General features: G+C 65.1%; 16 protein-coding genes and 1 pseudogene. 8 read left to right on the top strand and 9 right to left on the bottom strand.

Features of this window, described 5'->3' with window-relative positions; all coding sequences use genetic code 11:
* Window positions 1-99 precede the first annotated feature (99 nt).
* Window positions 100-1752: a methyl-accepting chemotaxis protein gene (locus BVH73_RS12880; protein ID WP_079419265.1), complete on the bottom strand. Its 1653-nt coding sequence runs from the start codon at window positions 1750-1752 to the stop codon at window positions 100-102.
* Between the two features lie 158 nt (window positions 1753-1910).
* Window positions 1911-2060, bottom strand: a complete 150-nt coding sequence (locus BVH73_RS15860) for a hypothetical protein (protein ID WP_154048492.1) — start codon at window positions 2058-2060, stop codon at window positions 1911-1913.
* Between the two features lie 129 nt (window positions 2061-2189).
* Here BVH73_RS15860 and BVH73_RS15855 point away from each other — a divergent pair, with 129 nt between their 5' ends.
* The gene (locus BVH73_RS15855) at window positions 2190-2336 is read left to right on the top strand and encodes a hypothetical protein (protein WP_154048491.1); all 147 of its coding nucleotides are present in this window, start codon (window positions 2190-2192) and stop codon (window positions 2334-2336) included.
* Between the two features lie 67 nt (window positions 2337-2403).
* On the opposite strand, the gene cysE is transcribed toward BVH73_RS15855, so the two are convergent.
* Window positions 2404-3171, bottom strand: coding sequence for a serine O-acetyltransferase (gene cysE, locus BVH73_RS12875; RefSeq protein ID WP_079419263.1), 768 nt, complete (start codon window positions 3169-3171; stop codon window positions 2404-2406).
* 75 nt (window positions 3172-3246) lie between these two features.
* A complete protein-coding gene (locus tag BVH73_RS12870) occupies window positions 3247-4029 on the bottom strand; it encodes an RNA methyltransferase (RefSeq protein WP_079419261.1) in 783 nt (260 codons plus the stop codon).
* A 62-nt stretch (window positions 4030-4091) separates the two neighbouring features.
* On the opposite strand from BVH73_RS12870, the gene BVH73_RS12865 reads away from it, so the two are divergent.
* Together BVH73_RS12865 and BVH73_RS12860 are read left to right on the top strand one after the other, a co-directional pair.
* Entirely contained in the window at window positions 4092-5117 is a 1026-nt protein-coding gene (locus BVH73_RS12865; protein ID WP_079420626.1) for an inositol monophosphatase family protein, read from the top strand.
* Between the two features lie 209 nt (window positions 5118-5326).
* Window positions 5327-5884, top strand: a complete 558-nt coding sequence (locus BVH73_RS12860) for a phasin family protein (RefSeq protein WP_079419259.1) — start codon at window positions 5327-5329, stop codon at window positions 5882-5884.
* A 234-nt stretch (window positions 5885-6118) separates the two neighbouring features.
* Here the strand turns inward: BVH73_RS12860 and BVH73_RS12855 are convergent, their stop codons facing one another.
* Window positions 6119-7123, bottom strand: coding sequence for a ketopantoate reductase family protein (locus BVH73_RS12855; RefSeq protein ID WP_079419257.1), 1005 nt, complete (start codon window positions 7121-7123; stop codon window positions 6119-6121).
* Between the two features lie 290 nt (window positions 7124-7413).
* On the opposite strand from BVH73_RS12855, the pseudogene BVH73_RS16190 reads away from it, so the two are divergent.
* From BVH73_RS16190 to waaC, 5 genes and pseudogenes are all read left to right on the top strand, one after another.
* Window positions 7414-8160, top strand: a pseudogene (locus tag BVH73_RS16190) (FUSC family membrane protein); the annotation flags it as partial.
* A 72-nt stretch (window positions 8161-8232) separates the two neighbouring features.
* On the top strand, window positions 8233-9348 hold the full coding sequence (locus BVH73_RS16185; protein WP_483887648.1) for an FUSC family protein: 1116 nt from the start codon (window positions 8233-8235) through the stop codon (window positions 9346-9348).
* A gap of 158 nt (window positions 9349-9506) precedes the next feature.
* On the top strand, window positions 9507-11663 hold the full coding sequence (gene metG, locus BVH73_RS12845; protein ID WP_079419253.1) for a methionine--tRNA ligase: 2157 nt from the start codon (window positions 9507-9509) through the stop codon (window positions 11661-11663).
* Between the two features lie 83 nt (window positions 11664-11746).
* The gene (gene kdoO, locus BVH73_RS12840) at window positions 11747-12646 is read left to right on the top strand and encodes a Kdo hydroxylase KdoO (RefSeq protein WP_079419251.1); all 900 of its coding nucleotides are present in this window, start codon (window positions 11747-11749) and stop codon (window positions 12644-12646) included.
* Complete coding sequence (gene waaC, locus BVH73_RS12835; protein WP_079419249.1) at window positions 12643-13683, top strand: lipopolysaccharide heptosyltransferase I; 1041 nt, start codon at window positions 12643-12645, stop codon at window positions 13681-13683. Before kdoO ends, waaC begins: the two co-directional genes overlap by 4 nt.
* 134 nt (window positions 13684-13817) lie before the next feature.
* Here waaC and BVH73_RS12830 read toward each other — a convergent pair whose 3' ends face one another.
* The 4 genes from BVH73_RS12830 to BVH73_RS12815 all read right to left on the bottom strand — a co-directional run bounded on the left by BVH73_RS12830 (window position 13818) and on the right by BVH73_RS12815 (window position 19554).
* The gene (locus BVH73_RS12830; protein ID WP_079416005.1) at window positions 13818-15014 is read right to left on the bottom strand and encodes an IS256 family transposase; all 1197 of its coding nucleotides are present in this window, start codon (window positions 15012-15014) and stop codon (window positions 13818-13820) included.
* A 423-nt stretch (window positions 15015-15437) separates the two neighbouring features.
* Complete coding sequence (locus tag BVH73_RS12825; protein ID WP_079419247.1) at window positions 15438-16826, bottom strand: DUF1501 domain-containing protein; 1389 nt, start codon at window positions 16824-16826, stop codon at window positions 15438-15440.
* 54 nt (window positions 16827-16880) lie between these two features.
* Window positions 16881-18581, bottom strand: a complete 1701-nt coding sequence (locus BVH73_RS12820) for a DUF1800 domain-containing protein (RefSeq protein WP_079419245.1) — start codon at window positions 18579-18581, stop codon at window positions 16881-16883.
* Window positions 18582-18690: 109 nt separating this feature from the next.
* On the bottom strand, window positions 18691-19554 hold the full coding sequence (locus BVH73_RS12815) for a DMT family transporter (RefSeq protein ID WP_079419243.1): 864 nt from the start codon (window positions 19552-19554) through the stop codon (window positions 18691-18693).
* Between the last annotated feature and the right edge of the window lie 54 nt (window positions 19555-19608).

Genomic DNA, 19608 nt, shown 5'->3' with positions numbered 1-19608 from the left:
CCAAGATCTTGCGATCTCCATTTTGTGAAATGTTGCAGCGCAGCATCACTGCTGCGAAACACGTCAGCGTGGAGCCGAACCGCTGCCATTCGCCAGACTTCAGAATGCGGCGAATCCCGTCTCGATGAGCCGTTCGCCCCGGTGCGCTCCCTCCTGAGCGTGGGACCGCTTGCGCTCGGCACGAGAGAGTGAGGTGGGGGCCAATTCGCCGTTCAGTCGGAACTGCGCCATGGCTTTCTCTAGAAACTGCGCTTGAAAACTGAGGTCTTCCGCGGTGGCGGCCAACTCCTCCGAGGCCGATGCGTTGTGCTGCGTCACAGCATTGAGTTGGGATACGGCCAGCGAGATCTGCTGAATACCTGTGGCCTGCTCTTCTGAAGCGGCGCTGATCTCTTCGACAAGTTGCGACGTTTTCGAGATGGCGGGCACGATCTCCTGAAGCAGCGCCCCGGCCTGTACGGCCTGGTGAACGGTCGAAGTCGCCAGCTCGCTGATCTCGCGTGCGGCGGCCTGACTTTTCTCGGCGAGATTGCGCACTTCCGCGGCGACGACGGCGAAGCCTTTGCCGTGCTCGCCTGCGCGAGCTGCTTCAATGGCGGCATTGAGCGCCAACATATTGGTCTGATAGGCGATGTCGTCTATGACCGAAATGCGTTCGGCAATGCTCTGCATGGCCGCCACGGTTTGGCTCACCGCCACACCACCATCGGCGGCCTGATGGGAGGCCGCCTGCGCAATGGCATTGGTCTGGCGGGCGTTGTCGGAATTTTGCTGAATGGAGGCCCCAGTCTGCTCCAGCGTGGCCGACGTTTCCTCGACCGAAGCCGCCTGCTCGGAAGCGGCCTGGGCGAGGCCTTGCGAGGCCGAAGCAATTTCCTGCGAACCGGTTGTGATCTGCGACGAAGCCGCGCGGATGTCCTGCACCATGCTGCTGAGATTGCCCCGCATGGTGTCCAGCGTCTGACGCAGCCGGTTAGCGCCATTCGTGTCAGTGGACACCTGATTCAGCGTCAGAATGCCCGCAGACACGGTTTCCATATCTCTTTGCAGGGCATCGAGGGGCTGCACCAGGCGGTGACGCGTCGTCCAGGCCAGGACCAGCATGACCCCGAGCAACACCCCGGCCAGTACCAACAACAGCGTTTCGGCCTGCACGATGCCGAACGCCTGCACGCCGAGAGTCTTGGCCACGCCAAGCCCCAGAATCAAGGCCGCGAGCAACACCGATGCCCCGCTCAAAACGCTGACCGCGCGATGTTGCAGTGCTCTGCCGCTCTCGGCCATCCAGCCTCGCAAACCCGTGCGAGCCGGCCTGCCATGCAGGACCGTCCATCCGGATGCCCGTCCTTCACGCAAGTCGGCATAGAACGCCTCGGCCTCACGCACCTGCTCCCGACTGGGGCGGACCCGAAGCGACATATACCCCACCATGCGCCCCTGCTCCCAAATGGGATTGGCATTGGCCTGAACCCAGTAGAAGTCGCCGTTCTTGCAGCGATTTTTCACCATGCCCTGCCACGCCTTGCCTGCCTGCAGATGCCCCCACATGTCTTCGAAGGCCTCCGAGGGCATATCGGGGTGGCGCACGATGTTGTGGGCCGACCCCAGCAACTCATCCTCGGAAAATCCGCTGATCTCCAGAAAGGGGCGATTCACATAGGCAATGCGGCCTTTGAGATCGGTCTTGGAAACGATGTACTCGTTCTCACGGAGATGGCGTTCGGTCTGGGTGACAGGCTGGTTGTTTCGCATGATCGCTCCTGGTCGCATACAGAAGACGACTTCGCCTGCATGCCTGGACATTCAACGCACTGAACAACGGCACCGCCCCCAAAGGCTTGAGGCCTTTTCCGGGATTGTTTGATCTAGGACAGAAGATTCACACCCAAAACCCTCGAGGGGGAGCAAAGTCACGGATGAAACTGAACACCCTCGTCGATTTGCCCATACAGATGAACCCCGGAAGGGCCGGACATCGGCGGAGTCTGGACGGCGCAACCACCAGGGGCCAGACCGACCGCCAGCACAAAGGCGATCCGCCGCGTCCAACCGGCGATCATGATTCCTCTCCTTCCGTGGCAACCGCCACGAAAGCGGAGACCGCTGCAACCCGCAGACCCCGCCGCCCGAGCGAGATTTCGCGGCGCAGATTAGAATGCGGGTTAACCCTAAAATAACTTGGTGTCATCATGGGCATTGCGAAACAAATTCTGAATTTCTTCTTTGGCTCGAACGGCAGCTCTGCCGAAACGATCCGCCTTTTTGCCGTGCGCACGACCAGCTTGAACGAGTTGGAGCACATGCTGCGAGATCGCTGCGCCAACCAGCAGCACTGAGTATCCGCGCCCCGCATCACCCATCTCAGAGCCTCTGCCTCAGAGCCGGGCATGGCTCCATGCCCGATCACTCCACCAGCTTTTCCAGCTTGGCCTTGTCGAAATGTTCGGTTCGCCGCGCTTCTGGCGGGCAGGCTTCGGCCGGACAAACGCCGTGGCGTTCGAGCGCCTGCCACAGCAGCGCAACCTGATGTTCGAGCTGAGCGGCATGATCGATCAGACCAAGGACCGCGCGTGATTGAGGATCGTCGCCATTCTGCGTGACGGCGTAGGCGGAAAAACCCATGCGGGCCGCGGTTGCCTCGCGTTGCTGCTCGACTTCCTTCTGGATGATGCGGGCCGGGTTTCCCACGGCAGTTGCCCCCGCAGGCACGGCTTTCACCACGACTGCGTTCGATCCGATGCGCGCACCTTCGCCCACCGTGAAACCGCCAAGCACCTGGGCGCCAGCGCCCACGACCACGCCGGCTTCAAGCGTTGGGTGCCGCTTGGCGCCCTTGTAAAGCGACGTCCCTCCCAGGGTCACGCCCTGATAGATCGTGCAGTCGTCTCCGATCTCTGCCGTTTCACCGATCACCACGCCCATGCCGTGATCGATGAAGACCCTGCGACCGATGATGGCGCCGGGGTGGATCTCGATCCCCGTCAGCCACCGGCCCCAATGCGAAATCCAGCGCCCGAGCCAATGCCAGCCGCGCTTCCAGCAGCCATGGGCCATGCTGTGGAACAGCAAGGCATGCAGGCCCGGATAACAGGTGATCACCTCCCAGGTCGAGCGCGCGGCAGGGTCGCGCTCCAAGATGATCTGGATGGTCTCACGCAATCGTTGCAGCATGGATCGGTCGCTCTACAGCCATGGGAAGGAAGAGGCAGTGTATTGAACGGGCACCAACCGTGCAGGAGGCGCGCATCAACCGGGCGACACCTTGCGCAGAATCGCCGTGCATACCCCCCGCAGAATCTGCACCTCGTCGCGGGTCAGCTCGGCGCGCGAGGCCAGGCGCTGTAACCGAGGCAGAAGTTTGCGCGGCGCGCTGGGGTCGAGCACCTCCAGAGCTAGCAGGGCCTGCTCGACGTGCGCGAGCATCCCCTGCACCTCCCCGGCGGTCGCGGCCACCACCTCGGCCTGGGCGGGCTGTACCGCATGCAGGCCGACCACCTTGCGCCATTCCCAGGCAATGACCTGCACAGCCTGAGCGAGATTGAGCGAGGTGTAGGCCGGATTGGCCGGAATGCTCAGCAAAGCATCACAGCGGTAGACGTCGGCGTTGCTCAGTCCGAATCGCTCACTGCCGAACACAAACGCGACGCGGCGCCCCTGTTCGCTACTGCGCTGCGCCAAATGCGGCAACCAGTCCGGCGTTCGCAGTGGTGGCCCGAAATCGCGCACCCGTGCCGACAGCGCCACAACCAAGCCGCAATCTTTCACGGCATCGGTCAATTCGGACTGCACCTGTGCCGACTGAAGCACGTCCTCCGCCCCGCTGGCGAACGCCAGGGTTTCAGGCTGTTTCAGCACATCCGCATATCGCGGGGCCACGAGCCGCAGCGTGTCGAACCCCATGTTCTTGATGGCGCGCGCGGCCGCGCCGACATTGCCGGGATGACTGGTGCCCACGAGCACGAAGACCGTGTCGTCCAAGGGACGGCCGGGCGGCACTGCGCGGCCCTCGATAAAATGCGCGTCTTTCATTTGTTCTTTGTCACTTCCCGAATCTTTCTCGCGCCATTGTCGTTGGTGGCGCTATGGACACCATGCACCCCATGCTCAATGTGGCCGTTCGCGCAGCGCGCGAAGCCGGCAAAATCATCAACCGCGCGAGTCTCGATATCGATCTGCTTCGCGTCGCGCAAAAAGCGGCCAACGATTTTGTGACCGAAGTCGATCGCGCCGCCGAGCAGGCCATCATCGATGTGCTGCTCAAGGCCTACCCGCAGCACGGCATTCTGGGCGAGGAGACCGGGAGCACCTTCGGAGACGCATCCTCCGAATACCAGTGGATCATCGACCCGCTGGATGGCACCACCAACTTCATCCATGGGATGCCGGTGTACGCCGTGTCCATTGCACTGGCGCACCGCGGCGTGGTGCAGCAGGCCGTCGTCTACGACCCGACCCGCGACGAACTATTCACTGCCACGCGTGGGGCGGGGGCCTTTCTCAACAGTCGCCGCATCCGCGTGTCCAGCCGGGTGCGCCTGGAAGACAGTCTCATCGGCACCGGATTTCCGTTCCGCAAGCACGATGATTTCGACACCTATATGGAAATGTTCAAGCTCGTGGCTCAACGCTGCGTCGGCTTGCGACGCCCAGGTGCGGCAGCGATCGACCTGGCCTATGTGGCCGCGGGACGCTACGACGGCTTCTTCGAGAGCGGCCTCAAGCCCTGGGACATCGCGGCGGGAAGCCTGCTGATCACCGAGGCTGGCGGCCTGGTGGGCAACTTTGCCGGAGACGGCGATTTTCTCCACAGCGGCGAGGTGATAGCGGCCACACCGCGCGTGTACGGACAGATCGTCACCCTGCTGCAGCGATTCTCCAAGGTCTCACCACCCGACGCCGAACCCCCATCAATGGCCCCGGTCTCGAGCGCGACCGACGCCCAGATCGCTCAGATGAATGCCCCTACCAGCAAGAAGACCGGTACGTTGGCCGTTCCTGAGAGCAAACGCCCAAAGGCCGCGCCGCGTCGCATCAAGGCAAGCGATGTTGCCAAGCCACGCCCGGCGGAAAAGTCCCTTCCGCCATCGGTATACAAGCCCAGGCGCAACAAGGACTAGTTCCGCAAGTCATTGAAATGATTTGACTTTCATCTATTTTGCTGCAACGCACAAAAAAGTTCTTGCAATTCGAGAGGTCATCCCTAAAATAGGAATTGTGCAGTGCACAAATGAACCTGAGCAGACCGTCATCTCCATGACACCGTTGCGGGTTCAGAATGTGTTGGCTGCCGCCCCGCAGCCACACCCTTCAACCCAGGAGAGACATCATGATGACCCCCGAGCAATTCGCCGCCGCGCAAAAAACCCAGTTCGAAACCTTTTTCGGTCTGGCCGCCAAATCCATGGACAACATGGAAAAACTGGTCGACCTGAACATGCAGACCGTCAAGACTTCGCTGCAGGAAGGTGCCGACCACACCCTGGCCCTGTTCTCGGTCAAGGATCTGCAGGAACTGTCGGCCCTGCAATCCGGCTGGATGCAGCCGATGGCTGAGAAGGTGCTGTCGTATTCGCGTCACGCCTACGAGATCGCTTCGGGCGCCCAGGCCGAACTGACCAAGGCAGCGGAGTCGCAGATCGCCGACACGCACAAGAAGTTCATGGATCTGGCCGAGTCTGCCGCCAAGAACGCTCCCGCTGGATCGGAGACGGCCGTGGCCATGATCAAGAGCGCCATGAGCGCCGCCAACAACGCTTACGACTCGGTGCAAAAGGTCACCAAACAAGCAGCCGAGGCGGTGGAGGCCAATATGAATGCCGTCACCAGCACCGCGATGAAGGCCGCGCAGACCACCACGCGTGCCGCCAAGCGTACCGCGGCCTGAGGGTCTGTTCTCTTTCCGCGCAGATCGCTTTTCCAACGTCGCACCGTCTGTCAACTTTCATGGCATCGCGACGTTGACTGATCAAGAGGCCCGGCCGCATCCATCATTCCCAAAGCCGAGTCGCCTCGAGAGTTGTCTCCTCGGTACCCTTAAGGTACCCTTGAAGCCGGTCGATGACCGGCTCTTTTTTTGCCCCTCGCGCCATTGCGGGAACTGATTCAGCGTCACCTTTGCTCAATGACCGCACACCTGCCGATCGAGTTCGCCCAGCAGGGCGCTCAACATCTGCAGCGTCGGCATGGGGTGCCGGGCCAGACGCGCCAGTTCCAGGGGAGCGTGAAGCAGTGCGGCGATTTCCAGCGCGCGGCCTCGCTCCAGATCCTGCAGGGTCGACGCCTTGACCGGGCCAATGCCGCGGGCGATGTCCATTCGCTGTTCGACGCTGACCATCGGGTCGCAACCATAAGCGCGCGCCAACCCCATGACCTCGGCCATGCCCTCGCGGATGATGGCCACCAGTTCGGGGTTGTCGCTGATCGCATTCATGCGCGCCCGCGTGAGCGCCGCGACCGGATTGAAGGTGGCATTGCCGACGAGTTTCATCCAGATCGCATCGCGGATCCGATCGGTAGTCTCCGGCTCGCAACCAGCCGCGCGCAACCGCTCGGCGAGCGCCTGGACGCGAGCACTGCGTTCATGGGCCGGCTCGCCAAGGACATAGCGATACTGACCGTTGCCCCGAATCACGCCTGGACTGGCCACTTCCGCACTGGCATGCACCACGCACCCCACGAGATGCGCCGGGTCCAGCGCGTGCAACAACCGGCCTCCCGGATCGATGCTCTCCAGATGCGCCGTACGCCCATTCGGCGTGGTCGCGTAGGGACTGGCATCCCGATGGAAGTACCACCACGGCACACCGTTGATGGCCGGCAGCACGATGCTGCCCGCGTGCAGCACCGACCGCAGGCCGGGCATCAGCGGTGCGAGCTGATGCGCCTTCAGCCCGAGAATCACCAGGTCCTGCGCCGCGAAATCGGCCAGGTCGTCGCTGGCCCGAACCTCAACGCAGACACGTTCGTGCGGATCGTCCAGGCACAGCCCGTCGCGGCGAATGGCTTGAAGGTGCTCGCCTCGCGCCAACACGCCAACCGCATTTCCGGCGGCCGCCAGGCGCACTGCCAGAGTCCCGCCGACCGCGCCGGCGCCGACCACCAAAATCTTCCAGGGTGCGGACATCTCCACTCCTCGATTGAGCACGCCGCCACTCGTGCGGCCGCGCACAAAGACTCCCTACTGCAACGACAATAGCATGCCAAAAGGCTCCCATGCTGACGCCACGACAAGTCCTCGTTCTCCTGCACGGCCGCTACTTCACGGGCGGTCTGGTCTCTGCCGTGGGCGTGGCCATTCTGGGCCTGGCTGCCTACGCGATCGCAGGCCTGGGCCCTGCAATCGCCCTGGGCAGTGGCGCACTCACCGTGTGCTTTGCCGACAATCCGGCGCCCACCCGGGTCAAGCGCGTGGAGATGCTGTTCGCCAGTTTTGCGAGCACAGGGGCCTTCGCCTTGGTCAGTGCCAGTCTGTGGTGGCCGTCAGTGCAGATCGTGCTGATTCCCTTGCTGGGTTTTTTCAGCGGCCTGATCGCGGTCTGGGGCAAGCGGGCGCTGGCGATGAGTTTCAGCGTGCTGTTCATTTCGGTCATCACGCTGGGGGCGCCGACCATGCACAGCCCGGCACAGCTTGGCGCAGCCGTCGCGCTGTTTCTGGCTGGCGCCCTGCTTTACAGCGTCTATGCCCTGTTGCTGGCGCACTGGCTGAGCCGGCGAACGAAGGAACAAGCACTCGCCGAGCTGTTGGCGCAGCTGGGTCAGTTTGCCCATTGGCTGGCCGATCATCTGGGCGTGCACTCGGCCCAGGAGGGCACCAGCGGGCATGCCGCCCGACCGTGGGGGCCCGCAGGCGTGGGCAGTGTCGTGGCGCAACTCACGGCGATCAACGATACCCTGCAGAACACGCGCGACATCGTGCTGCGAGATGTCCATACCGAAGCGGAGCGCACCCTGGCGGCAAGGCTGATCTTGCTGCTGGAAGTGAACGAGGCCCTGCTGGCCAGCCAGACCGATGTCGACCTGATCCTGAACCAGTTCGACGCCACTCCGGTCCCCGACGCCCTGAGCGATTGGGCACGCCGCATCGGCGACGCGCTCGACCAACGTGCCGATGCGCTGCTGCGCGGCACACAGCCCGACACCCTGCCCACGAGCCTGCCCTGCGCCGAGACCATCCATCAGGCCCTCGAAACGCTGCAGCCGAGCCAGCCCAGCGCAGCCTTCGCCCAGGCGAGAATGGCCTTGCGGGCCAGCGCGGACAAGTTCCAGCGCATCACCGATCTTCTGGCAACGCCCCCGCGCGCCGACGGGGCCGACACGGCCGATCCGCTCCAGGGCATGGATCTGCAGTCCTTTCTCAGCCCCCTGCGCTACGACCCCCGTGCGCTGTGGCAGTCGATCCGCTGGGAATCACCCATCCTGCGCTATGCCATCCGGCTGGCGCTGGCCTTGTTCGCCGGAGAGCTGCTGCTGCGCGTGCTGCCCTATCACCCGCATGATTACTGGGTCTTGCTGACCATCGGGGTGATCCTGCGGCCCAACTACAGCGTCACGCGTCAACGCATCAAGGACCGCGTGCTGGGCACGCTGCTGGGCTGTGCGCTGGTGGCCGCACTGCTCTCCACGCACCCCTCGCTGGGCGTGATGACGCTGGGCGTGTTCATCTCCCTGGCCTTTGCGCGCACCTTCATCACCCTCAACTATCGCTTCACCGCCCTGTTCGCCAGCGTCAATGCCTTGCTGCTGGTGGCCCTGCTGGAGCCGGGCAGCCAGTTCCTGATCACCCAGCGACTGCAAGACACCCTGATCGGCGCAGCACTGGCCTGGGGGTTCAGTTTCGTGCTGCCACGCTGGGAGGCCAATGATCTGCGCCGCCAGGTGGATGCGCTGCGGCGCGCGACCCTGGGCTATGCACAGGCCGTGCTCGATCCGGTGCATGTCAGCGATCTGAACTACCGCCGGGAGCGCAAGCGCATCCAGGACGCGCTTGCCGCCGTGGGCGGCCTGCATGCCCGCATGCTGGAAGAACCGCGCCAACATCAACGGATGCGACGCGAGCTTGCCGCCTTCATCGCCCACAGCGACCTTCTCAGCGCCCACCTCGCCACCCTGCGCGTCCTGCGCGCACAGCATGGCGACCGGGTGTTGTCAGTTGCGGAGCAGGCCCGGCTTCGGCGCACCCTTGCGCTGCTCCAGAGCGGCCTCAACCCAAACGGGCAGGATCTCCCCTCAAGCGCCGCGGAAGCCGGTTCCATCGACACCCCAGTGGAGCGCAGGCTGCGCGAGGTCGAAGCCGAAGGGCAGACCATCGCCCGCCTCTCCCGTCAGATCCTCTCGACCGCGCCCACCTGAGCGCCCCCAGGGTCGGCTCGCCAACCCGCCCCCTGGGAGTTGAAGGAAACTTGGGGCGGCCCTGCGTTTGCTTGAGAGGCAACGCCCTAAAATGGCACTTTGCCCGGCAACGCCGACACGCACGGCGCACGCACCGGGCGCATCTCCTCCCGTTCACCATGACTTCCAAGCGCCGATTCTTCGTTACCACCGCCCTGCCCTACGCCAACGGCCCGTTCCACATCGGCCACATCATGGAATACATCCAGGCCGACACCTGGGTTCGCTTCCAGCGCATGCGAGGCCACGAGGTGCACTTCGTCGGTGCCGATGACGCCCATGGCGCCCCCATCATGATTGCCGCCGAGAAGGCCGGCAAGACGCCCCAGCAGTTCGTCGCCGACATTGCCGCGGGGCGGCCGCAGTACCTCGGCGGCTTTCACATCCGCTTCGACAACTGGCACAACACCGACGGCCCGGAAAACCACCAGCTCGCGCAGGACATCTACCGCGCACTGCGCAAGAACGGCCTGATCGCGATGCGCGACATCGAGCAGTTTTTCGATCCCGTCAAAGGCATGTTCCTGCCCGATCGCTACATCAAGGGCCAGTGCCCCAAGTGCGGCGCGGCCGACCAGTACGGCGACGCCTGCGAGGTGTGCGGCGCGGTTTACGCCCCCACCGAGCTGAAACATCCCTACTCCACTCTGTCGGGCGCCACGCCCGAACTGCGCAAGAGCGAGCACTATTTCTTCCAGCTGTCGTCCGACCGCTGCGCCGAATTCCTGCGTGGCTGGACTCACGCCGCCAATGCCCAAGGCCAGCCCCATTTGCAGACCGAAGTGCTGAACAAGGTACGCGAGTGGTTCGCCACCGACGAACACGGCCACGGCGGCCTGGCCGACTGGGACATCTCGCGCGACGCGCCCTACTTCGGCATCGAGATTCCCGACGCGCCCGGCAAGTATTTCTATGTCTGGCTCGACGCTCCCATCGGCTACCTCGCCAGTCTGAAAAACCACTTCGACAAGGGCCAGGCCGCTCAGCACTGGCACGCCCCGTCGCGCACCACACAGAGCTTCGACGCCTTCGTGGCCGATCCGGCCGTGGAGCAGGTGCACTTCATCGGCAAGGACATCGTCTACTTCCACACCCTGTTCTGGCCGGCCATGCTGCACTTCTCGGGCCGCAAGACACCGAGCCAGATCAATGTGCACGGCTTCGTCACCGTCGGCGGCGAGAAAATGAGCAAGAGCCGGGGCACCGGCATTTCGCCGCTGAAGTACCTCGACCTCGGTCTCGATCCCGAATGGCTGCGCTACTACCTCGCCGCCAAGCTGACCGCGCGCGTGGAAGACGTCGACTTCACGCCGGAAGATTTCGTCGCCAGGGTCAACAGCGACCTCATCGGCAAATACGTCAACATCGCCAGCCGCGCCGCCAAATTCATCAGCCAATACTTCGACGGCAGACTGGCCTATTCACGCGGTGGCGACGATCTGCAGGCCGCGGCCAAGGCACTTGCCGACGATGTGGCTGCCGCCTATGAGCAGCGTGAATATGCACGCGGACTGCGCGAAATCATGGCCTATGCCGATCGCATCAACGCCGCCTTCGATGCCGCCCAACCCTGGATTCTGGCCAAGGACGATGCGCGCCGCGCCGAGCTGCAAGACGCCTGCTCGCAAGCCCTGGCCGGGTTCTGGCTGCTGTCGGTCATGCTCAGCCCGGTGCTGCCAGCGCTCACCGCCCGCGTGGCCCGCGAGTTGTTTGGCCTCGATCGGGACTTCCTCTGGAGCGATGCCACCGAACTGCCGCAGCACGCCGCGCCCTACCAGCACCTGATGCAGCGCATCGATCCCAAGCGCCTCGACGCCCTGTTCGAGACCGACCCACCCCCGGCCGCCCCGACCGCGGCCAAGCTCACCGTCGCCCCCATGACATCCCCCACTCCCGCTGCCGAGACGACGCAAGCCCCCTTCATCACCATCGACGATTTCGCCAAGATCGATCTGCGCATCGCCCGCATCCAGCACGCCGAGGCCGTGGAAGGCTCCACCAAACTGCTGCGCCTCACCCTCGACGTGGGCGAGACCGGCCCGGACGGCCTGCCCCGCACGCGCAATGTGTTCTCGGGCATCTCCAGCGCCTACAAACCTGAAGAACTCATCGGCAAACTCACCGTACTGGTCGCCAATCTGGCGCCCCGCAAGATGAAGTTCGGTCTCAGCGAAGGCATGGTGCTGGCCGCCAGCAGTGAGGACGAGAAGAGCCAGCCCGGCCTCTACATCCTCGAGCCTCATGCCGGCGCGCAGCCGGGCATGCGCGTGCGGTGAAGCCCCCGTCGATGGCCCGGCTCAGGGCCGACAGCCATTGATCGACACAGGTCACGCACAGCGTTTTCTCCAAGGAGTCTCCCATGGCAGCCCTCGACGACATCCTCCGCACCCTCCCCGATTCCGCCTGGGAGGCACGCACGTCCGAACGCGCGCCCACGGCCGGGGTGGAGCATCTGCTCGAAGCGGGCCATGTACTGTGTTTTCCCCAACTGGCCTTCGAACTGACCGACGCCGAGCGCCGCTTCCTGACCCCGTCGATCAGCGACGGCAAGGCCAAGAACATCAGCCTGCGCGACGATGGCAGCTTGCGCGGCGCCTCGGGCAGCGCACAAGATCAGGCCGAGCTGCGCGACATGATTCAGCGTTTCTCGAACCAGGCTCAAGCCCTGGTCGATCGGCTGTTCCCGCACTATCAGGGCAAGCTGCGCGCCGCCAAGGCCTCGTATCGGCCCATGCAGGTGGAAGATCGCGAAACGAGCTGGCGCAAGGACGACACCCGGCTACATGTCGATGCGTTTCCGTCGACCCCGATTCGTGGCGTGCGATTGCTGCGCGTCTTCACCAACCTTAACCCGGCAGGCCGGCCGCGGCAGTGGCGGGTAGGCGAGACCTTTCCCGAGTTTCTGCAGCGCTTCGCGCCCCAGCTGACTCCGCCGGTGCCCGGGTCGGCCACCGTGTTGCGCGCACTCAAGATCACCAAGTCGCGCCGCACCGACTACGACCACTACATGCTGCAGCTGCACGACAAGGCCAAGGCCAATCTCGACTACCAGCGAAACGGGCCGCAACGCGCGGTGGACTTCGCGCCGGGCACGACCTGGGTGGTGTTTTCCGATCAGGTGCTGCATGCCGTCATGGGCGGGCAATACATGATGGAGCAGACCTTCTATCTCGAACCCGCCCACCAGCTCTATCCGCACACCGCGCCGCTCAAGGTTCTGGAAGACCTGATGGGCAAGGCCTTGCTGCCCGCCGCATGACCCCCACGATTCTGCCCCTGCAATGGGGCCAAGGCGGCTTGCCCACGGCACCGCGAAGCATCTTGCTGGTGCAGATCTCGGCCATGGGCGACCAGGTGCAGACGCTGCCCGCCGTATCCGACATCGCCGCGCGCTGGCCGGGCATCGCCATCGACTGGGCGGTGGACGCCCGCTTCGCCGACATCCCGAGGCTGCATCCGGCGGTGCGCGAGGTGTTTGCCCTGCCCCTCAAGGCAACCCAACAGCAACCTGGCCTCGCGTCGCTGCGCGCGCTCGGATCGCTCATTCGCGATCTTCGCAGGCACCGATACGACGTGATCTGGGATCCGCACAGCGTGCTCAAAAGCGCCATCGTCTCGCGCCTGGCACGTGGCGCCTTGCGGGTCGGCTACCGTGCCCAAGACTGCGGCGGCGAGCCTCTGGCGGCCCGGGCCTATCAGCTGCACTACAGCCGCCCGACGGGTCTGCACGGCACCGAGGGACGCCGCGTGTTCGCGCGTGAAATCTTCGATACCGACGGTGATCGCCCCACCGACTACGCGATCGACCAGCGCTTTGCCCATCAGACCGATTCGAGCGGGGCGAATGTGGTCTTTCTTGCCCACGGCGCATCCAAGCCCGAAAAGCTCTGGCCCCTCGACCACTGGCAGTCCCTGAGCGCGCGCCTGGTCCAGGCCGGCATGTCCCTGCGACTGACGTGGGGCAACGCCGCCGAGCGTGAGCACGCACAGCACATCATCTCCGGTTTGCCCCCGGGAAGTGCCGACATCCTCGATCGTCGCAGCCTTCTCGACATGCTGCCCTTGATTGCCCAGAGCCGGCTGCTGATCGGCGTGGACACCGGTTTCACCCACCTGGCCGCCGCGTTGCGGCGCCCCGTGGTAGGACTGTTCGTCGCCACGGGGCCGGAGTTGTTCACGCCAACCTCCCCCGATCTCGCCCGCACGCTCGGGGGTCATGGCGCCACTCCCAGCGTGGACGCCGTCTGGCAGGCGTTTCAGCAGTTGATTGAGTGTCCTGCACTGAATATTCGTTGAACAAATCCCCCCGATTTGCGGCGCCATGCGGCGCAGCAAATCCTCGCCATAGCAATGGCCACGGCTGCGTTTTACGGTCGCGTCCCGCGACGTGGTGTAGGTCCACAGCCCGGACAGGCTGAGGTACACGGTACTCAGCGTGCCACAGCGGACAGCCGAGTCGGGGCAGTATCGCAGAGCGACTGAAGGCCTTCAAGCTGCATATACCGGCGGTTCAGCGACCACTCGTCGTTCTGCTCCAGCATCATGGCGCCGACCAGGCGGGTGATGGCCGCGTCGTTGGGGAAGAGGCCCACGACGTTGGTGCGGCGCTTGATGTCGGCGTTCAGGCGCTCGAGCGGGTTGGTCGAGTAGATCTGCGCCCAGTGCGCCTTCGGGAAGGTCATGAAGGCCAGCACGTCGTGCTCGGCCTCGTCCATCAGGGCGCCGAGCTTGGGGAAGCGTTCTCGCAGCTGGTCGGCCACGGTGCGCCACTGCGTTCGCGCGGCTTCGGCCGTGTCCTGCACGAACACGGTGCCGATGGCCGCCGCGACCATGCGGCGCTGCGTCTTGCCGGCATGGGCCAGGGCGTTGCGCATGAAGTGCACGCGGCAGCGCTGCCAGGTGGCCTTGAGGACCTTGGCGACCGCCGCCTTGAGACCAGAGTGGCTGTCGCTGATGACGAGCTTGACCCCGCGCAGGCCGCGGCGGTTGAGGCTGCGCAGGAAGTCGGTCCAGAACGGCTCGGCCTCCGAGGCGCCGACCTTCATGCCCAGCACCTCGCGCTGGCCCTCGGTGTTGACGCCGACGGCGATTATCACGGCCACGCTGACGATGCGGCCGGCCTCGCGGGTCTTGACGTAGGTGGCGTCGATCCACAGGTAGGGCCAGTCGCCCTCGATCTGGCGGTTGAGGAAGGCGCCGACCTGCTCGTCGAGCTCGCCGCACAGCCGCGAGACCTGGCTCTTGGACACGCCGCTCATGCCCAGGGCCTTGACCAGGTCGTCCACGGAACGCGTGGAGATGCCCTGCACGTAGGCTTCCTGGATGACGGCGGTCAGGGCCTTCTCGGCGGTGCGCCGCGGCTCCAGGAACTCGGGGAAGTAGCTGCCCTGGCGCAGCTTGGGGATCTTGAGCTCGACCGTGCCGACACGAGTCTCCCAGGTGCGGTCACGGTAGCCGTTGCGGCTGTTGAGCCGGGCGGCGCTCTTCTCGTCGTAGCCGGCGCCACAGCGCCCCTCCACGTCGATCTCCATGAGGCGCTGGGCCATGAACTGCACCATCTGGCGCAGCACGTCGACATCGGCCCCCTTCTCAGCGAGCTCGGTCAATGCGATAGTGGCGTGGGTCATCGTGGTTTCCTTCAGACAAGGATTGGTGGGTCGCACCTCAACCTTATCCGGACTTCACGATGGCCACCCCCATCTCCAGGGACGACCGGCGCGCGGTGAGCTGCTCCGGGCTACGCCCTTCGCAGCTCACCGCACCAAAGACTTACACCACTCGGCGGGACATTACCCAAGCGTCTCCCCCTCCCGACCTCCCCCACCCTGTGGGGGAGGAGAAGACTGCGCTGCGTGTGATCTGCGTAAGCCCTCCCAACCTCCCCTACGCCGCGGGGGTGGCGTGTTGGCTCCCTCTCCACTTGTGGGGAGGGTTGGGGTGGGGTGCCGCTTCAGACTGCAACGTGCCGGATCAATAGGGCGAGGACTGGCAACGTCGCAGACCGCCTGCAGCCTGGCGCGCGCCATCACGAAAACATATTCAGCGTTGCCCTAAGCGAAAAACCCCAGGTCGCGCGTCGTGTAGTTGCCGATCTGGGGCACGACCAGGGGCAGTTCGTTTGCCGAAACCCCCATCCAGCTCGCCAGCGTGGCGGCGAGCTGATCGACCGACGTGGTCGGCAGCAGACGTCCCTGGCCCACATCGTCGGCGCCGTTGACGGAGACCTCCGGTTGCGTTCCCCAGAAACGCCCGCCGCGCACGGCGCCGCCCATGACGAAGTGATGCGCGCCCCAGCCGTGGTCAGAGCCATCGCCGTTGGAACTGAGGGTTCGGCCGAAGTCTGAGGCGGTGAACGCGGTCACGTCGTTGGCCACGCCCAGTTCCACCATCGCGGCATCGAAACTGTCGAGCGCACTGCCCACGCGGCCAAGCAGCGCCGGATGCTGGGCATTGAGGTTGTCGTGCAGATCGAACCCGCCGATGGACACGAAGAACACCTGCCGTTTCACACCCAGTGCGGCGCGTGAAGCAATGAGACGGGCGACCATGAGCAACTGGCTGGCCAGGGGATTGGTGGTGTCGAACGCCGCAGTGAAGTTGGTGGGTGCCGCCGCCAGGGCCGAGGCCACCATGCTCTGCGCCGCGATGGAGCGTGCCGTCACCCGGTTGATCTCCTGCTCCATCCAGTGTTCGCGCGGCGCGGTGATCAGGCTGCGCAGGGCGTTGGAGCAGGCTTGCGAGCCATAGAGGCTGCTGGTCGCACCGTTCACTCGGATCGCTCCGCCGGTGGAAATCTGGTACTGCACGGCCTGCTGGCCGGACAGAAACACCGCGTTGCCCGAAACGTTGATGGCGGTGAAGGTGGCGCTGCCGTTGCTGGACAGAAACAAATCGCCGATGCGTCCGCCCCAGCCGGTGATCGCCCCTTCGGGCATGGCGGCCTGCCACACGCTTTGCTGGTCGTTATGCGAGAACAGCTTGGGCGGCAGCGGCACGCTCTTGGCCTTGTATTGCGCCACGGAGGTGGGCTGCACCAGGGTGCCGACATTGAGCAGCACGGCGAGACGCCCCGCGTCGAATACGCGCTTGGCCCCGGTCAGTGTCGGGGCCAAGGCCCATTGACGCCCCCCATCGAGCGCCGCACTGGGGCTCAGCGCCGTGGCCGCGAGCTGGTCGCGCGGCGTGGCCAGGGTCTGCCGGATGGCGGCGTAGGCGTCGTAGCTCGGCTGGTCGTAGGGCACCACGGTATTGCCGTGGTCGTTACCCCCGTTGAAAAACACGCAGACCAGGGCCTTGTAGCCGGTGGCGTCAGCCGCTGCCGCCTCGCCGATGGCCGACAGCGTGAGTGCCCAGGGCGCCGCGTGGCCCACCAGACCGAGCAGGGAACTGCGGCGAAGAAAGGCTCGCCGTTGCAGAGATTTGATTGAGCTGACAGGCATAGGGGCCTCAGAGGTTGAGCATGTTTCGGGCGCGGCTATAAGGTTCTCAACCTCTCACACTTGGATGAGATATTCCGGGGCTGCCATCACCAGCAGGATGGCGGCGCGCACGCGGTTGAGCCGTCCGGTATCCGTCGTCGCGCCGATGGTGCCGACGGCGGTGGCGATGGCCGACTGGGTTTCCGCGCCCAGGCGCCCGCCTGCCAGCAGCAGATTGAAACGGGCCACTAGGGCCGCGGCATCGTTGGCGAGGGCGTAATGCGCGGTGTAGTCGGGCTTGAGGTCGCCGATGCCGTTCTGAATCACGCTCTGCATGAAGTTGAGATAACCGGCCACGGTGGTTTCGTTGCAGAGCTGAAACTCCGGCGCCGTGACGGCGTTGGCCCCCAGGGCCGAATCAGGCGGCAGATAGCCCGGCCGGAAAAAATTGAACACCGAGGGTGAGCGAAGCGGGCTCTGCCCCAGGCGCGAACTGGGGCTGGAGGTGTCTCCCACGGCCCAGGCGTCCGAAGGCGACGTCACGCCGAAGGTGCGCGCCCACTGCACGAAGCGCAGCACCGGCTCGCGCATCTTGCCGCTGGCCGGCCCCGCCGGTGGGCTGATCGCCTCGGGGTCGAGCAGCACGGCGCGGATCACCGCCTTCAGATCGCCGCGCTGTCCCTGCCCGTTGTTGGCAAACACCGCCGACACCCGGGCAACATAGGCCGGGCTCGGCTGGGAGCAGACCAGCCGCTGGATGAGTTGCCGCCCGATGAACGGACCGACGTTGTCGTGCGCGGCCAGCACGTCCAGTGCCCTGTTCAGCGCCGTCGGACCATCGGCCGAGGCCGGAATGGCCACGCCCAGCACGCTCTTCTCGCCAGGGGAAAAACGCGCGGCGATGTGGCGCATGGGCTCGCGCATGAACGCCGGGCTGGCGTTGACGTTGGTCGTGTTGAAGTCCCACCCGGTGAACACCTGGGCCAGCGCGGTGACATGCTCCTGGTTGTAGGTGTATTGCGCCCGGCCGTCGCTCAGCGTCTTCGGGCTGCCATCGGGATTGAGCTGCAACAGGCCGATGCTGAACAGCTGCATGACCTCGCGGGCGTAGTTCTCGTCGGGCTGGCGCCCCGTCTTGGGGTCGCCCTTCTGATTGCCGCGCATATTGAGGTAGACCCCCATAGCGCACGACAGACTCACCGCGCCGAGCAGGTCGCGGTAGCTGCCGAAGGCCCGCTCCTCCAGCATGTCGAGATAGGCGGCCAGGGCAAACTTGCCCCAGGCGGTGCTCAGCCCGGTCATGGAGACCACGAAAATCTCCGAGAGCGCCAGCACCACGCGCTGGCGCAGCACATCGGGCGATGACAGCAGCTTGCGCCAGATCGTGGCGTCCATGCCGTTGAAGCTGTACTGATCGGCTGCGAGGCCATAGCCCTTGGACAGCAGCCAGTCGACATGCGAGAGACTGCGCGGCGCATTGAACTGCGCGTCGAGCCAGGCCTCATAGCCGCGGGCGGTGAGCGCGTCGATGTCGGTCTGCGTCGCGCCGGTTCCGGCCATGCTGGTGAAACGTGCCGCCTGGGCCTGCGTGGGCAGCGGCAGTTTGGCCGCCGCTGCGCCGCCATCGCTCGAACCCGAGCCGCCTCCACAAGCGGCCAGAGTCAGACTGCCCAGCGCGGCAAGCCCCAGGACGTAAGCCGCAGGCGCCGTTTCACGCGCGTGTGATGGGTGAGTCGGCGTTTGCGCCGCCACGTCCTGCGAGGCCTGTTCGGTCATCCTTCCCCCTCCGGTCACCGCCCCCGCAAACCCGGGGGTCGAATTGTGACGAGATGTTATGGCAAAGCTGAATCAAACCAGGCCAAGACACGTCGGCCACCCCATCCGATCAGGAACTGTTCGCGCCAGTTCTGGCCCGCACCGCCAGCAGGGCGGCCCCGGCGATCAGCAGCGCCGCAAGACCGATCCAGACGGTCAGGGCGCGCCCGGTCAAGACGATCAGCAGCAGGGTCGAGGCCAGCGGAGTCAGGTAGCTCAACACGCCGATGGTGCGCGGATCACCCAGCTTGAGCGCGCGATCCCACAGCAGAAAGGCGCCGCCCAGGGGCCCAAGGCCCATCACGACGATGAGCAGCGCGTCCTTCAGGCTCAGATGCACGGCGGGCTCCAGCCAGACGTGGCAGGCCAACGCGAGCACGCCCGAGATCAGACCGAACAGCCCGAGCGCCGCCGTGGGAAAGCCCCGGCCCGTCTGGGCCATGCGGCGGCTGCCGAGCGAAAACGTGGCCCAGACCAGCGCCGACCCCAAGGCCGGCACATAGCCCCAGGCCCAGGCCGCTTCGATCGAACGCCCGCCCAGAATGGCCAGCCCTGCCCCGATAAACCCCAAACCTGCGGCCAGCACATGCACCGGGCGCAGCCGCAGCCCGGGCAGCATCAGCGGCGCCAGCACCACGATGAACAGCGGCCAGAGGTAGTTCACCAGATTGGCCTGCACCGGCGGCGCATGGCGCAAGGCGATGAACAGCAGAAAATGAAAACCGAACAGGCCGTAAACCCCCAGCGCCAGCGCCCGCGGCGATACCCTCCACTGGCGCCAGTGGCCCCAGGTCGGCACGCTGCCGATGATCAGGGCCAGGCCCGTGAGGGCGAAGGCCGGCACATGAGACAGCGCCACCCCCAGGGTGGCGAGCGAGGCCCACAGCGCGATGGCGCCGAGGGCGTACAGATTGGCTTGCGTGGTGCGTGACATGGGCCGCGATACTACGTCCCGCACCACGCGGCGACGTCAGATGACCACGGCGTG

Origin of the sequence: Thiomonas intermedia, assembly GCF_002028405.1 — a bacterium.
Taxonomy (GTDB): domain Bacteria; phylum Pseudomonadota; class Gammaproteobacteria; order Burkholderiales; family Burkholderiaceae_C; genus Thiomonas; species Thiomonas intermedia.
Note: the sequence above shows the minus strand (reverse complement) of the source record. Positions and strands in the feature narration are given on the sequence as shown.

Coding starts and splice junctions, on each gene's coding strand:
- BVH73_RS12880 (WP_079419265.1), bottom strand. CDS start 1,752: ATGCGAAACAACCAGCCTGTCACCCAGACCGAACGCCATCTCCGTGAG.
- BVH73_RS15860 (WP_154048492.1), bottom strand. CDS start 2,060: ATGATCGCCGGTTGGACGCGGCGGATCGCCTTTGTGCTGGCGGTCGGT.
- BVH73_RS15855 (WP_154048491.1), top strand. CDS start 2,190: ATGGGCATTGCGAAACAAATTCTGAATTTCTTCTTTGGCTCGAACGGC.
- cysE (WP_079419263.1), bottom strand. CDS start 3,171: ATGCTGCAACGATTGCGTGAGACCATCCAGATCATCTTGGAGCGCGAC.
- BVH73_RS12870 (WP_079419261.1), bottom strand. CDS start 4,029: ATGAAAGACGCGCATTTTATCGAGGGCCGCGCAGTGCCGCCCGGCCGT.
- BVH73_RS12865 (WP_079420626.1), top strand. CDS start 4,092: ATGCACCCCATGCTCAATGTGGCCGTTCGCGCAGCGCGCGAAGCCGGC.
- BVH73_RS12860 (WP_079419259.1), top strand. CDS start 5,327: ATGATGACCCCCGAGCAATTCGCCGCCGCGCAAAAAACCCAGTTCGAA.
- BVH73_RS12855 (WP_079419257.1), bottom strand. CDS start 7,123: ATGTCCGCACCCTGGAAGATTTTGGTGGTCGGCGCCGGCGCGGTCGGC.
- BVH73_RS16185 (WP_483887648.1), top strand. CDS start 8,233: ATGGCCTTGCGGGCCAGCGCGGACAAGTTCCAGCGCATCACCGATCTT.
- metG (WP_079419253.1), top strand. CDS start 9,507: ATGACTTCCAAGCGCCGATTCTTCGTTACCACCGCCCTGCCCTACGCC.
- kdoO (WP_079419251.1), top strand. CDS start 11,747: ATGGCAGCCCTCGACGACATCCTCCGCACCCTCCCCGATTCCGCCTGG.
- waaC (WP_079419249.1), top strand. CDS start 12,643: ATGACCCCCACGATTCTGCCCCTGCAATGGGGCCAAGGCGGCTTGCCC.
- BVH73_RS12830 (WP_079416005.1), bottom strand. CDS start 15,014: ATGACCCACGCCACTATCGCATTGACCGAGCTCGCTGAGAAGGGGGCC.
- BVH73_RS12825 (WP_079419247.1), bottom strand. CDS start 16,826: ATGCCTGTCAGCTCAATCAAATCTCTGCAACGGCGAGCCTTTCTTCGC.
- BVH73_RS12820 (WP_079419245.1), bottom strand. CDS start 18,581: ATGACCGAACAGGCCTCGCAGGACGTGGCGGCGCAAACGCCGACTCAC.
- BVH73_RS12815 (WP_079419243.1), bottom strand. CDS start 19,554: ATGTCACGCACCACGCAAGCCAATCTGTACGCCCTCGGCGCCATCGCG.